We start from the raw sequence: 14,062 nt of genomic DNA, 5'->3' as shown, positions 1-14,062 counted from the left end.
TCGGCGATGAATGGTCTTTCCTGAGACAGAGAAGGAGGAAGAGATGTCCGTTCGCAATGCCGCAAAACGTTTCACCAGCGTCATAACGGCGGCCAGCCTCTCGCTCGCTATGCTGATGCCTGCGGGGCCGGCCTTCGCCGACGCCGGTTTCCGGCAATGGGTCGCCGGCTTCCGCGCCACGGCCGTGGCGGGCGGCGTTTCCGGCTCTGTCTACGATCAGGCTTTCAGGAGTATCAACGAACCCGATCCGGTGGTGCTGGAAAAAGCCCGCACCCAACCCGAATTCACCGCGCCCGCCTGGGACTATTTCGACAACCGCGTCCATGACCAGTCCGTCGCCGTCGGGCAGCAGATGGCGAAAAAGTGGAAGCCGTGGCTGGACAGGATCGAGGCGAAGTTCGGCGTCGACCGCTACATTCTGCTGGCTATCTGGTCGATGGAATCGAACTATGGCGAAATCCTCAAGCGCGACGACATCATGCGCAATGTCGTGCGTTCGCTGGCGACGCTTGCCTATGGCGATCCGAAGCGGTCCAAATATGCCCGCACCCAGTTGGTCGCGGCGCTGAAGATCCTGCAGACCGGCGACATCGACGAAGGCCACCTGATGGGCTCCTGGGCCGGCGCCATGGGCCAGACCCAGTTCATCCCCACCAGTTACCAGCACTATGCCGTCGACATGGACGGCAACGGCAAGCGCGATATCTGGAATTCCATCCCCGACGCGCTGGCGACATCGGCCAATCTGTTGAAGAAGAATGGCTGGCAGGCCGGCAAGACCTGGGGCTATGAAGTCGCCTTGCCGGCGGGAAAACTGCCGGCCGGCTCGAAAACCCTGGCGCAATGGCAGGCGCTCGGCGTCGTCAGGGCCAGCGGCAAGCCGTTCAAGAACCTCACCGACAAGGCGACGCTCAAAGTGCCGGATGGCCGTGGCGGACCGGCGTTCCTGATGATCAGGAATTTCTCGGTGATCAAGGCCTACAACAACGCCGACAAATATGCCCTCGCCGTCGGCCTTCTTGCCGACGAGATCGCCGGCTCCAGCGGTCTTGTGCAGGATTGGAAGCGGCCTTTCACCAAGCTCAGTTTCGAGGAACGGCAGGAGCTGCAGAAGCGGCTTTCGCAACATGGGCTTTACGACGGCAAGTTCGATGGCAAGATCGGCGACGGATCGAAGACCGCCATCATGGCCTATCAGGCAAAGGTCGGCTTGACCCAGGACGGGTATCCGAGCATGGAAGTGCTCAAATGGCTCCGGCAAAAATAGAGCCGGCCCGACGCCGAGTGCGTTTTTGGCGGACGCACCAGGCGCAACGGTACTTTGAACTTGCGCCCGGTCCCAAAACCGGCTCGTTTTGTGGGGTGGGCGCAAGGGGAGGAGGAGTGATTGGTTTCGGCCGCGCGTATCGCGATCCTTGTTCGCTGCATGCCGATCCTGATTCTGGCAATCGTTCTGCTTGTGATCGGCGCTGCCAGTGCCTTCCATGCGCCGGCCATGGCGCAGGAGCAGCAGCAAAATCGTGGCTGGTCGTTGCGCGACCTTCTGTTTCCGCGCCGCAGCGAGCGGTTTGAGCCGCCGCCGACCATCCAGAAGGCAAGACCCAAGGCGAAAAAGCCGCGCGCTCCCCGTCCGCCCGCGGAACCGGAAACCCCGGTGGTCGACAAGGCGCCGGATGCCCGTACCGTCCTGGTGGTCGGCGACTTCATGGCGGCCGGCCTATCCGAAGGCTTGGACACCGCCTTCGCGGAGAATCCCGGCGTCAGGATCGTCGTTCGCTCCAATGGTTCGTCCGGTTTCGTGCGCGACGATTTCTACAACTGGCCCGAACAGATCAAGTCGCTGATCGAGACCGAGAAACCGGCCGCCGTGGTCGTCATGCTGGGGTCCAACGACCGTCAGCAGATGATGGTGGGGGACGTTCGCGAGCAACCCCGGTCCGAGAACTGGACCAAGGAATACGAGCGCCGCACCGACGAACTCGGCAAAGCCATCGCCAGCACCAAGGTGCCGTTCCTTTGGGTCGGCATGCCGGCCTTCCGGGTGGCGAAGATGACCTCCGACATGCTGGCCTTCAACGACATCTACCATTCGGCGGCCCAGAAGAACGGCGGCGAGTTCGTCGATGTCTGGGATGGCTTCGTCGACGAGAACGGCGCCTTCATCACCAGCGGCCCCGACATGAACGGCCAGCCGGTGCGGCTGCGCGCCGATGACGGCATCAACGTCTCGAAAGCCGGCAAGCGCAAGCTCGCCTTCTACACAGAAAAGCCGCTGATGAAGATCCTCGGTCTGGCCGCGTCCGGAAACATGGCCCCGGCCGCCGCACCGGCAGGCGCCCCTGTCGAGGCCCCGGCGTCGGCCGCCGCACCCATCGTCATCGACCGCACCGTGCCCATGCTGCTCAGCGATCCGGCGCTCGACGGCGGCACCGAACTGCTCGGCGCCGCGCCGCCGGCAAAGGCCAATCCGGCTCTTCCCGGCGAAAGACTGGTGATCGAGGGCAAGGCGCCGGCGGCTTCACCCGGCCGTGCCGACGATTTTTCCTGGCCGCCCAAGACAAGCTCCGCCGCTGCGGCCGCCTCGGCTGACACGACGACGGCGATCGCGCCTTAACGAGGCAGTACGCTCGTTCCCATCAAGGCCTCGTCGATCGACCGCGCCGCCTGGCGGCCTTCGCGGATCGCCCAGACCACCAGCGACTGGCCGCGGCGCACATCGCCCGCCGCGTAGAGCCTGTCGACGCTGGTCTTGTAGTCGCGGTCATTGGCCTCGACATTCCTGGAGCGGCGGCTGTCGGTGGTGACCTTCATCTCCCCCTCCAGTTCCGTCACCACACCGGCCGTCGTCGGCCCGGCAAAGCCGATGGCGATGAAAGCAAGGTCGGCGCGGATGACGAAGTCGGTGCCGGGGATCGGCTGGCGCTTCTCGTCGACCTCGCAGCATTTGACGCCGGTCAGTTGGCCCTCCTCGCCGATGAACTCGAGCGTCGCCACCTGGAACTCGCGCTCGGCGCCTTCGGCCTGTGAGGACGACGTGCGCATCTTGGTCGCCCAGTAGGGCCAGACCGCGAGCTTGTCTTCCTTCTCCGGCGGCTGCGGGCGGATGTCGAGCTGGGTGACGCGCACCGCGCCCTGGCGGAAGGCCGTGCCGACACAGTCGGAGGCCGTATCGCCGCCGCCGACGACGACGACATGCTGGCCGCCGGCGATGATCGGATGCGAAGGCCAGGCCACCGACTGGATCGGCTCGCCGCCGACGCGGCGGTTCTGCTGCACCAGATAGGGCATCGCGTCATGGACGCCGCCGAGATCGTCGCCGGGAATGCCGGCCGCGCGCGGCGTTTCCGAACCGCCGCAATAGAGCACGGCATCGTGCTCGGCGAGCAGTTCGGCAACAGGCTTGTCGACACCGACATTGACGCCGCAATGGAAAGTCACGCCCTCGCCCTGCATCTGCTCGATGCGGCGGTCGATATAGTGCTTCTCGATCTTGAAGTCGGGGATGCCGTAGCGCATCAGCCCGCCTGGACGGCTTTCGCGCTCATAGACGTGAACGTCGTGGCCGGCGCGACCAAGCTGCTGGGCGGCTGCCATGCCGGCCGGACCCGAACCGATGATGGCGACCCGCTTGCCGGTCTTCTTCTCCGGCGGATAGGGCCTGATATGACCGGTCTCATAGGCCTTGTCGGCGATCGCCTGCTCCACTGTCTTGATGGCAACCGGAATGTCCTCGAGGTTCAGCGTGCAAGCTTCCTCGCAAGGTGCCGGGCAAATGCGGCCGGTGAATTCCGGGAAATTGTTGGTCGAATGCAGGTTGCGGATCGCATTGTCCCAGTCCCGGTTGTAGACGAGGTCGTTCCAGTCGGGGATCTGGTTGTGGATCGGGCAGCCCGTCGGCCCGTGGCAGAACGGAATGCCGCAATCCATGCAGCGCGCGGCCTGTTTCTCGACCTCCTTGTCCGACATCGGCAACGTGAATTCGCGGAAATGCCGGATGCGGTCGGAGGCCGGCTGGTACTTATGGACCTGCCGGTCGATTTCGAGAAAGCCTGTTACCTTGCCCATAGTCCAGTTCCTGCTGTCCAGATGGTGCGGTTTTCGCCGCACCCGTTAACCTCTTGAGGCAGCCATGGCAACCTTCGGCAAGAGGTCAAATTGTCGGTGACATGAAGCCGGGAAGCCTGGGCCTCCCGGCCGTTGCAAAAATCTATTCGGCGGCAACGCCCATGCGCATGCGTTCCATCTCGATCAATGCACGGCGGTACTCGACCGGCATGATCTTGCGGAATTTCGGCCGGAACGTCGTCCAGTCGTCGAGGATCTCGCGGCCGCGCACCGAACCCGTATAGTGCACGTGGTTCGAGATCAGCTGGTAGAGCCGTTCCTCGTCGTGGCTGGTCATGTCGCCCGAGACGTCGACGCGACCCTTGTGGTCGAGGTCGCCGCCATGGTGCAGCAGCTTTTCCATCAGATCGTCTTCTTCCGGAACCGGCTCCAGCTCGACCATAGCCATGTTGCAGCGCTCGGCGAAATCGCCGGCCTCGTCCAGCACATAGGCGACGCCGCCCGACATGCCGGCGGCGAAGTTGCGGCCGGTCTTGCCGATGACGACGACGATGCCGCCGGTCATGTACTCGCAGCCATGGTCACCGACGCCTTCGACTACGGCGGCAACACCGGAATTGCGCACGGCGAAGCGCTCGCCGGCAACGCCGGCGAAATAGGCTTCGCCCTCTGTTGCGCCATAGAGCACCGTGTTGCCGACAATGATGGACTCGGCCGCGACGATCTTGGCTTCTTCCGGTGGCCGGATGACGATGCGGCCGCCCGACAGCCCCTTGCCGACATAGTCGTTGCCGGCGCCGACAAGCTCGAACGAGATGCCGCGCGCCAGGAAGGCGCCGAACGACTGGCCGGCGGTGCCGGTCAGCTTCACCTGGATCGTGTCCTCGCGCAGCCCCTTGTGCTTGAAGCGCTTGGCGACTTCGCCCGACAGCATGGCGCCCGTCGAACGGTCGACATTGCGGATGTCGACCTCGATCTGGACCGGCTGCTTGGCCTCCAGCGCGGGCTTGGCCAACTCGATCAGCTTGCGGTCGAGCACATCGTCGATGGGATGCTTCTGCCGCTCGGTCCAATGCACCGCCTCATGCGGGGCGTCGGGCTTGTAGAACATCTTCGAAAAATCGAGCCCGCGCGCCTTCCAGTGCACGATCAGGTCGCGCTTTTCCAGAAGGTCGGTGTCGCCGATGATCTGGTCGAGATGGATGAAGCCCATTTCGGCGAGCAGCGCCCTCACCTCTTCCGCGACGTAGAAGAAGAAGTTGATGACGTGCTCGGGCGTGCCCTTGAAGCGCTTGCGCAGCACCGGATCCTGCGTCGCGACGCCGACAGGGCAGGTGTTCAGGTGGCACTTGCGCATCATGATGCAGCCGGCCGCGATCAAGGGCGCGGTCGAGAAGCCGAACTCGTCGGCACCGAGCAGCGCGCCGATGATGACGTCGCGCCCGGTGCGCAGGCCGCCATCGACCTGCAGCGCCACGCGCGAACGCAAGCCGTTCAGCACCAGCGTCTGATGCGTCTCGGCCAGACCCATTTCCCACGGGGAACCGGCGTGCTTGAGCGAGGTCAGCGGCGAGGCGCCGGTGCCGCCATCATAGCCCGAGATGGTGATATGGTCGGCGCGTGCCTTGGCGACACCCGCCGCGACAGTGCCGACACCGACTTCCGACACCAGCTTGACCGACACGTCGGCCGCCGGATTGACGTTCTTCAAATCGTAGATCAGCTGCGCCAGATCCTCGATCGAATAGATGTCGTGATGCGGCGGCGGCGAGATCAAGCCGACGCCGGGCGTCGAGTGCCGGACCTTGGCGATGGTTGCGTCGACCTTGTGGCCGGGCAACTGGCCGCCTTCGCCGGGCTTGGCGCCCTGCGCGACCTTGATCTGCATGACATCGGAATTGACCAGATATTCCGCCGTCACGCCGAACCGGCCGGAAGCGACCTGCTTGATCGCCGAGCGTTCCGGGTTCTTGCCGCCACCGGGCAGCGGCAGATAGCGGTCAGCCTCTTCGCCGCCCTCGCCGGTGTTCGACTTGCCGCCGATCTGGTTCATGGCGCGCGCCAGCGTGGTGTGGGCTTCGCGCGAAATCGAGCCGAACGACATCGCCCCGGTCGAGAAGCGCTTGACGATATCGGCTGCCGGCATGACTTCGTCGAGCGCGACCTTCTTGCGCCCGGTCTCCCCAGCCAGCTTGATCTTGAACAGGCCGCGAATGGCCTGGGCGCGCGCCGTCTCGCTGTCGATCTGCCCGGAATAGTCCTTGAACGTCTCCCACGAGCCCTGGCGCACGGCATGCTGCAAGGTGGCGACCGCGTCGGGCGACCACATATGCGCCTCGCCGCGCATGCGGAACAGATATTCGCCGCCGACATCCAGGCTGTTGCGCAGCACCGGGTCGCTGCCGAAACCGTCCGTGTGACGGCTGACCGTCTCGGCCGCGACCTCGTCCAGCCCGACGCCTTCGATCAGCGTCGCGGTGCCGGTGAAATATTGCTGCACGAAATCGGACTTCAGCCCGATCGCGTCAAAGATCTGCGCGCCGCAATAGGACTGGTAGGTCGAGATGCCCATCTTGGACATCACCTTGAGGATGCCCTTGCCGATCGACTTGATGTAGCGCGACACCACTTCGTAGGCGTCGACCTCCTCCGGCAGTTCGCCGCGCTTGTGCATGTCGAGCAGCGTGTCGAAGGCGAGGTAGGGGTTGATCGCCTCGGCGCCGTAACCGGCAAGGCAGCAGAAATGGTGCACTTCGCGCGGCTCGCCGGATTCCACGACGAGGCCGACAGAGGTGCGCAGCCCCTTGCGGATCAGGTGGTGATGCACGGCTGCCGTCGCCAGCAGTGCCGGGATGGCGATCCGGTCCGGGCCAAGCTGGCGGTCGGACAGGATGATGATGTTGTAGCCGCCGGCGACCGCCGCCTCCGCGCGTTCACAGAGCCTGTCGATGGCGCCTTGCATGCCGGCAGCGCCCTCGCTCGACCCGTAGGTGATGTCGATCGTCTTGGTGTCGAAGCGGTCTTCGGTGTGGCCGATCGAGCGGATCTTTTCCAGATCGCCATTGGTCAGGATCGGCTGGCGCACTTCGAGCCGCTTGCGGCGCGAATTGCCGACCAGGTCGAAGATGTTCGGCCTGGGACCGATGAAGGACACCAGGCTCATCACCAGCTCCTCGCGGATCGGGTCGATCGGCGGATTGGTGACCTGGGCGAAGTTCTGCTTGAAATAGGTGTAGAGCAGCTTCGACCTGTCCGACATTGCCGAGATCGGCGTGTCGGTGCCCATCGAACCCACGGCTTCCTGGCCGGTGGTCGCCATCGGCGACATCAACAGCTTGGTGTCTTCCTGGGTGTAGCCGAACGCCTGCTGGCGATCGAGCAGGCTGACATCCTTGCGCAGCGCGCGCGGCTCGACCGGCTTCAGATCTTCCAGGATGAGCTGCGTGTTGGCGAGCCAGGTCTTGTAGGGATGCTTGGTCGCAATCTCCGACTTGATCTCCTCGTCGGGAACGATGCGGCCCTTGGCAAGGTCGATCAGCAGCATGCGGCCGGGCTGCAGCCGCCACTTCTTGACGATCTTCTCCTCCGGCACCGGCAGCACGCCGGCTTCCGACGCCATGATGACGCGGTCGTCGTCGGTGACGATGTAGCGTGCCGGGCGCAGTCCGTTGCGGTCGAGCGTGGCGCCGATCTGGCGGCCATCTGTGAAGGCGACCGCCGCCGGTCCATCCCATGGCTCCATAAGGGCCGCATGGTACTCGTAGAAAGCCTTGCGATCGGCCCCCATGAGCTTGTTGCCGGCCCAGGCTTCCGGGATCAGCATCATCATGGCGTGGCTGAGGCTGTAGCCGCCCTGGAACAGGAATTCGAGCGCGTTGTCGAAGCAGGCGGTGTCGGACTGGCCGTCGTAGGAGATCGGCCACAGCTTCGAAATGTTGTTGCCGAACAGCTCGGAATCGACGGAAGCCTGTCTGGCCGCCATCCAGTTGTTGTTGCCGCGCACCGTGTTGATCTCGCCATTGTGGGCGACCATGCGGTAGGGATGCGCCAGCTTCCACGACGGGAAGGTGTTGGTCGAGAAGCGCTGGTGGACCAGGATCAGCGCGGTCTCGAAGCGTGGGTCCTTGAGGTCCTTGTAATAGGCGCCGACCTGATAGGCCAGGAACATGCCCTTGTAGACGATGGTGCGCGCCGACAGCGACACGCAATAGGCGCCGATGTCCTTGTTGTCGTTCTCGGCGTAGATGCGGCCCGATATGACCTTGCGCAGCAGGTAAAGCCTGGCCTCGTACTCCTCGTCGTCGGGAATATCCGCCGTGCGGCCGATGAAGACCTGCCGATGGAACGGCTCGGACGCCACGATGTCAGCCGCCTTCGACAGGGATGAATTGTCGACGGGCACGTCGCGGAAACCGATGAGTGGCAGTCCCTCGGACTGCGCCGATTCGGCAATGATCTCTTCGACATGGGCACGAAGAGCGGCGTCTTGCGGCATGAACCAGTGCCCGACGCCATATTGGCCAGAAGGCGGCAGTTCGATGCCCTGGGCCGCCATCTCCTCACGGAAGAATTGGTCCGGAAGCTGCACCAGCACGCCGGCGCCGTCGCCAACCAGCGGATCGGCCCCGACGGCGCCGCGATGCGTCAGGTTTTCGAGCACGGCAAGGCCGTCCTTGACGATCTGGTGCGACTTCACGCTCTTCATGTTGACGATGAAGCCGACGCCGCAGGCGTCATGCTCGTTGCGCGGATCGTAGAGGCCCTGCGCGGCAAGACCGTTGGCGGTTCGGCCGATGTTGGATCGAGGCGTAGTTTTGACGGCAGCCGCTTTCGTCTGCGCGGCCTGGCCGTTCGTCGCAGCAAGCGTCATGTCCGTCATTGTCCTGTCCTCCGTTCCCAGCCCTTCGGGCGCTGGCCATTTCTTCGGTCGCTAATTTGCCTCGGCAAGCGTCTTGCTCACCCTGATCCCTGCGGCACGTCTTGCGAAATCCTTGCCGGATCATGCGGCTTTTCGCATGGTCCGCATCTGGTATCGTACAGGCCAGAGTCTGGCCGTCCACCTGTCGCTCGCGGCAACAGCCGGAGAGGCCCATATGTTACGCCAATCCAGCCTGTTTTGTGCGACAAAATAAGACAGCACTACTGTCCTAAATTTTTATGGCAGAATTCCCCGACGCACACAAGACCGATTCACAAAAAACTTGGGCCTCACACGACAGAAAATGTCGCGAAGGTGGCCGAAAACGTAAGCTTCAGTCGCCAGCGCCGCACTGACAAGTTGATCGGGGCCGGTGGTTTTTTCGGCGTCTGGCCCTTGCGGTCGGCTTGCGAAACCGGTCAACTTCGCGCTGATTTCCCCAGCACAGGCAGATACATGTTCTTCGCTTCCGACAACTGGGCAGGCGCCCATCCCAATATCGTCGCCGGCCTGTCGGCCGCGGCTGGCGGCTTTTCCACCGCCTATGGTGACGGCGCGCTCGACCAGGCGGTGTACGCCAGCTTCAGCGAGATTTTCGAACGCGAGGTCGCGGTGTTCTTCGTCGCAACCGGTACCGCCTCCAACTCGCTGTCGCTGACCACCTACAACAAGCCCGGCGGCATTTCCTTCGCCCACCACGAATCGCATGTCATCGAAGACGAGTGCGGCGCGCCGGAATATTTTTCCGGCGGCTCGCGGCTTCACGCCGTCGACGGCCCGCTGGGCAAGATCGACCCGCACAATCTGGAACGGGCTATCGGCCGCTTCGCGCCCGAGATCGTCCATTGGGGTCGGCCGATGGCCGTTTCGATCACCCAGTCGACCGAGGTCGGCACCATTTACGGCCTGCAAGAGATCGAGACGATCGCAGCCATCGCCAAGCAACATTCCGTGCCGTTGCATATGGATGGCGCCCGCTTTGCCAACGCGCTGGCCGCGCTCGACACGACGCCGGCCGAAATGACCTGGAAACGCGGCGTCGACATCCTGTCCTTCGGCGGCACCAAGAACGGCTGCTGGTGCGCGGAGGCGATCGTGCTGTTCGACCTCGACCGCGCCAAGGAACTGGCCTTTCTGCGCAAGCGTGCCGCGCAGCTGTTTTCGAAGTCGCGCTTTGTGGCGGCGCAATTCGAGGCCTATTTCAAGGACGGGCTGTGGCTCGACACGGCCCGGCACGCCAACGCCATGGCCGCGCGCCTCGCGGCGGCGATCGAGGACTCGGAGACAGCGAAGCTCGCCTGGCTGCCGCAGGCCAATGAGGTATTCGCGGTGATCAAGAAGACAGAAGCCGACAGGCTGCAGGCGGCGGGCGCCGCCTTCTACGACTGGCACAAGCCGCATGGTTTCGACGGCCATATCGGTGAGGACGAGTTGCTCTACCGCTTCGTCACCAGCTTTGCCACGACGGCCGAGGAAGTCGATCGCTTTGGCCAGCTCCTGGCCGGGTAAACAGCATCAGGCTTCAGTCTCCGGACAAAAAAAAGCGGCGCCTTTCGGCGCCGCTTCCGTCTCGGGAGGAGACTTTAACTTTATGCGTTAGGCAGCCGTCTTGTCAGGCGGCGGTCTTGGCCTCGATCTGCTTGGCTTTGGCCGGAGCCGAGGTGATCGCGATCTTGCGCGGCTTCAGCTCCTCGGGGATGTTGCGCTTGAGGTCGACGAAGAGCAGGCCGTTCTTCAGCGCGGCGCCGACGACTTCTACGTGATCGGCAAGCTGGAAGCGGCGCTCGAAAGCCCTTGAGGCAATACCACGATAGAGCAACTCGGAACCTTCGCCGGTGCCCTCGTCCTTGCGCTCACCCTTCACGGTCAGCACGTTGCGATGGGCTTCGATCGAGATTTCCTCATCCGAGAAGCCGGCAATCGCCATCGAAATCCGGTAGGAATCCTCGCCGGTGCGCTCGATGTTGTAAGGCGGATAGGTCTGCGCGCCATCAGGCTGCGCAAGCGAATCGAGCATGGTGAAGAGGCGGTCGAAGCCGACGGTCGAACGATAAAGCGGGGAAAAATCAACGTGACGCATGAGGTGTTCTCCTGTTGAGCAACATGGTTTGCGTATGGCCGGTGCGAAACCCGCGAGCGGCGTTTCGGCTAGACCAGCGGCCCCGACATTGGCGACCGCAAACCACATTTGGGGAGCGTTCGAAGGCATTTCAAGATTTGGCCGGACGGCAAAAAAGCAGGGCGGCCTGCCTTGATGAACGGCAGATGAACCGGCGCTTCGGCGCGCGTTCATTGAGCTACCGCTAAAGTGGCTCTCAAGATCAAGGATTGGCGGCGCCGGATTTGCAGAGGGCCGCAACGAGGCCGAACCGGGTGTTAACGTCCCTTCCTCCCGGATCGACAGAAGGCCGGAAGCGCGCTCAAAAGCCGCTTCCGGCCTTCCCTGTTCTGCGGCCCCCGTCACCTGGAATTCCTTTGCTTTTGATGTATTGACGTCTATCACCTTGAGAGGCCGGTCCCGACAGGCTGGCACGTGAAGACGCCGAGCACAAAGCGCCGTATGACGGACATCCTCCAAGACACCTCCCTTTTCCATGAGACTGAGGGCAATCCGCGGCCGGAGAACGCCGCCGGCGGCTTCTTCACCACGCGCGACCGCAAGAAGATCCGCTACGGCCTGTTCGGAGCGGTCGCGCGCCCGATGAGAGGCACGGTGGTGCTGCTGCCAGGCCGCAACGAGTGCATCGAGAAATATTTCGAAACCATCCGCGATCTTGCCGCCCGGGGCCTTGGCGTCGCCACGCTCGACTGGCGCGGCCAGGGCGGTTCCGACCGGCTGATCCGCGATCGCCAGCGCGGTTATGTCAGGTCCTTCCGCGATTATACGGCCGACCTCGAGCAGTTCTTCGAGGAGATCGTGCTGCCCGACTGCCGTGGACCCTACTACATCCTGGCTCATTCCGCCGGCGCGGTCATCACGCTGCTTGCAGCGCCGTCGATGGTCAACCGCGTGCGGCGCATGGTGCTGATCGCGCCGTTCCTGACGCTGCCCGACCTGCCGGTCTCGATAAGTACGGTTCGCCGCGTCTGTTCGTTTTTCTGCGCTTTGGGCCTTGGCAGGCTCTATGCCGCCTGGGGTCCGCGGCCGAGAGACACGCTGCCTTTCGAAGCCAACAAGGTGACGTCGGATCCACAGCGCTACCGTCGCAACACCCGCATCTACGAAGAGTATCCGCAACTGGCCCTTGGCGGCCCGACGATCCGTTGGCTGCAGGCGGCGGCAAAGGCTTCGGAGGCAATCAGCGATCCCGACTTCATGGCCAGGATCCAGGTTCCCCTGCTGATCATCGCCGCCGGCGCCGACCAGGTGGTCTCGACCAGGGCGGTGGAAGCATACGCCAGAAGCCTGAGGCTCGGCTCGATGCTGATGATCGACGGCGCCAAGCACGAAATCCTGCAGGAGGCCGACCTTTACCGCGAACAATTCCTCGCCGCCTTCGATGCCTTCGTTCCCGGCTCCGACGACCCGACGGCCTGACTGGCGCCAAAGCCTTCCACGGACCGGCCGGCATAGCTGACACCGCGTTGTCAGGAAGGTGGGGCGCTCGCGCCCGCGGCGCTCAAAAGTGCTAAAGATTCTGACAGTCCGCGTCCGTCTCGGAATGCTCATCTGCTCGCGTCGAATTGAACGCCGAGGAGATGAGATCATGACCGACAAAACCTGCGCCGCCTGCGATTGCCAGCTGGACGCCAATCCGATCCAAGTCAAGGTCGGCGGCAAGACCGTCGAGGTCTGCTGCGAGGAATGTGCACAGGCACTCAACGAAGCCGGCGCTTCGGCGGCCGGCGCCGGTGAGGACTGAGCCATGCGTCCTGATCATTCAATAGCGCAGCGCTTGGCCGGCCATGTCCCGGCACGGGCAACGACCCTCCGCACCACGACCATGCTGCAGTCCTTGCACGCCCGATGCCTTGCGGCAGCCCGATGGCTCGGTCGCCAGATGGAAAAACGCCGAAGCCGCCTTGCCTTGCTCGAAATGACCGACGAACAGCTCAAGGACATCGGCCTGTCGCGCGGCGATGCCTATTGCGAATTCAGCCGCCGCTTGTGGGATTGAGGCACCATCCGGGAAGTCTCCTGACAGAATCGGACCGGCCGATTGCGTAGAGTGCCTTCGTAAATTCCGGATTGATTTTCCGGTATGAGGAATGAACGCAACGGCCATGTCGCAATTCACGGTACAGCCGCTCCTGGACACCGGCACCGTCAGGGTGCGCGACATCGTCTGCAGCGGCGAATGCCGGCACCGGAGCGACGAAGAGTGCAGCGCGGCCACGCATCTGGTGTTTCCCTATCGCGGAGTCTTCGTGCGCTATGTCGGGCGCAACGACGTCGTCGCTGAGGCCAATCAGCTGCTGTTCTTCAACGCGGCCGAGGCCTATCAGGTCAGCCACCCGGTCGAAGGTGGCGATGCCTGTCTGGACCTTGTGGTCGAGGAAGGCCAATTGCGCGAACTGGCGCCGAAGGGGCAGCTGCGCACCGGCGACCGCCTGGCATTCCGCCGCCAGCGCCGGCGCATCGACCCGCGCGCACAGGCCCTGGTGGCGTTGCTGCGCCACAGCCTCAGCCGCAATGTCGCCGAGACCCTGGAAGCCGAGACGCTCGCCTTGACGCTGGTGCGGCGCTCGCTCGGCGAACACACCTCGCATGCCGCGGGCGCCAGCCCCGGACGGCAGAAGCTGGTCGACCGCACCAAGCTCGTCCTGTCTTCGGACCTGTCGCGGCGCTGGACGCTGGCCGAGATTGCCGTGGAGGTCGGCGTCTCGCCGGTCTACCTGACGCAAGTGTTCCAGCAGGTCGAGGCGATGCCGCTCTATCGCTATCACCTGCGCCTGCGGCTGGCGCGCGCGCTCGACCTGCTTGGCCGCTACGACAATCTGACCACGCTGGGCATGGATCTTGGCTTCTCCAGCCACAGCCATTTCAGCTCGACGTTCAGACAGGTCTACGGGCGCACCCCAGCGGAATTCCAGCGCTCGATCGGATCGCGCTGATTTAATCGCGTCAAAGAAGGCGCC

At 63.8% G+C, this 14,062-nt stretch carries 10 protein-coding genes; 7 read left to right on the top strand and 3 right to left on the bottom strand.

Annotation, left to right across the window (positions count from 1 at the left end):
• Positions 1-43: 43 nt before the first annotated feature.
• Positions 44-1,267: a lytic murein transglycosylase gene (locus tag AC0NIH_RS09385; protein WP_473464995.1), complete on the top strand. Its 1,224-nt coding sequence runs from the start codon at positions 44-46 to the stop codon at positions 1,265-1,267.
• Positions 1,268-1,387: 120 nt separating this feature from the next.
• On the top strand, positions 1,388-2,614 hold the full coding sequence (locus AC0NIH_RS09380) for an SGNH/GDSL hydrolase family protein (protein WP_473464992.1): 1,227 nt from the start codon (positions 1,388-1,390) through the stop codon (positions 2,612-2,614).
• Here the strand turns inward: AC0NIH_RS09380 and AC0NIH_RS09375 are convergent.
• Together AC0NIH_RS09375 and gltB are read right to left on the bottom strand one after the other, a co-directional pair.
• The gene (locus tag AC0NIH_RS09375) at positions 2,611-4,065 is read right to left on the bottom strand and encodes a glutamate synthase subunit beta (protein WP_023765816.1); all 1,455 of its coding nucleotides are present in this window, start codon (positions 4,063-4,065) and stop codon (positions 2,611-2,613) included. The two genes, AC0NIH_RS09380 and AC0NIH_RS09375, sit on opposite strands and share 4 nt — an antisense overlap.
• Before the next feature lie 142 nt (positions 4,066-4,207).
• Entirely contained in the window at positions 4,208-8,944 is a 4,737-nt protein-coding gene (gene gltB / locus AC0NIH_RS09370; RefSeq protein ID WP_473464989.1) for a glutamate synthase large subunit, read from the bottom strand.
• A gap of 495 nt (positions 8,945-9,439) precedes the next feature.
• Here gltB and AC0NIH_RS09365 point away from each other — a divergent pair, with 495 nt between their 5' ends.
• Positions 9,440-10,492: a threonine aldolase family protein gene (locus tag AC0NIH_RS09365; protein WP_473464986.1), complete on the top strand. Its 1,053-nt coding sequence runs from the start codon at positions 9,440-9,442 to the stop codon at positions 10,490-10,492.
• A 103-nt stretch (positions 10,493-10,595) separates the two neighbouring features.
• Here AC0NIH_RS09365 and AC0NIH_RS09360 read toward each other — a convergent pair whose 3' ends face one another.
• Positions 10,596-11,063 carry an Hsp20 family protein gene (locus tag AC0NIH_RS09360; protein ID WP_473465206.1) on the bottom strand — a complete coding sequence of 156 codons (468 nt, stop codon included), beginning with the start codon at positions 11,061-11,063 and terminating at the stop codon, positions 10,596-10,598.
• A 480-nt stretch (positions 11,064-11,543) separates the two neighbouring features.
• Between AC0NIH_RS09360 and AC0NIH_RS09355 the strand changes: the two genes are divergently transcribed.
• The 4 genes from AC0NIH_RS09355 (at position 11,544) to AC0NIH_RS09340 (ending at position 14,038) form a co-directional block, all read left to right on the top strand.
• Complete coding sequence (locus tag AC0NIH_RS09355; RefSeq protein ID WP_287270057.1) at positions 11,544-12,521, top strand: alpha/beta fold hydrolase; 978 nt, start codon at positions 11,544-11,546, stop codon at positions 12,519-12,521.
• A gap of 169 nt (positions 12,522-12,690) precedes the next feature.
• On the top strand, positions 12,691-12,846 hold the full coding sequence (locus AC0NIH_RS09350) for a hypothetical protein (RefSeq protein ID WP_023765824.1): 156 nt from the start codon (positions 12,691-12,693) through the stop codon (positions 12,844-12,846).
• A gap of 3 nt (positions 12,847-12,849) precedes the next feature.
• Entirely contained in the window at positions 12,850-13,101 is a 252-nt protein-coding gene (locus AC0NIH_RS09345; protein WP_023765825.1) for a DUF1127 domain-containing protein, read from the top strand.
• 106 nt (positions 13,102-13,207) lie between these two features.
• Complete coding sequence (locus AC0NIH_RS09340) at positions 13,208-14,038, top strand: helix-turn-helix transcriptional regulator (protein WP_473465203.1); 831 nt, start codon at positions 13,208-13,210, stop codon at positions 14,036-14,038.
• The last annotated feature ends 24 nt before the right edge of the window (positions 14,039-14,062 follow it).

This window comes from Mesorhizobium sp. WSM1386 (assembly GCF_055901595.1).
Note: the sequence above shows the minus strand (reverse complement) of the source record. Positions and strands in the feature narration are given on the sequence as shown.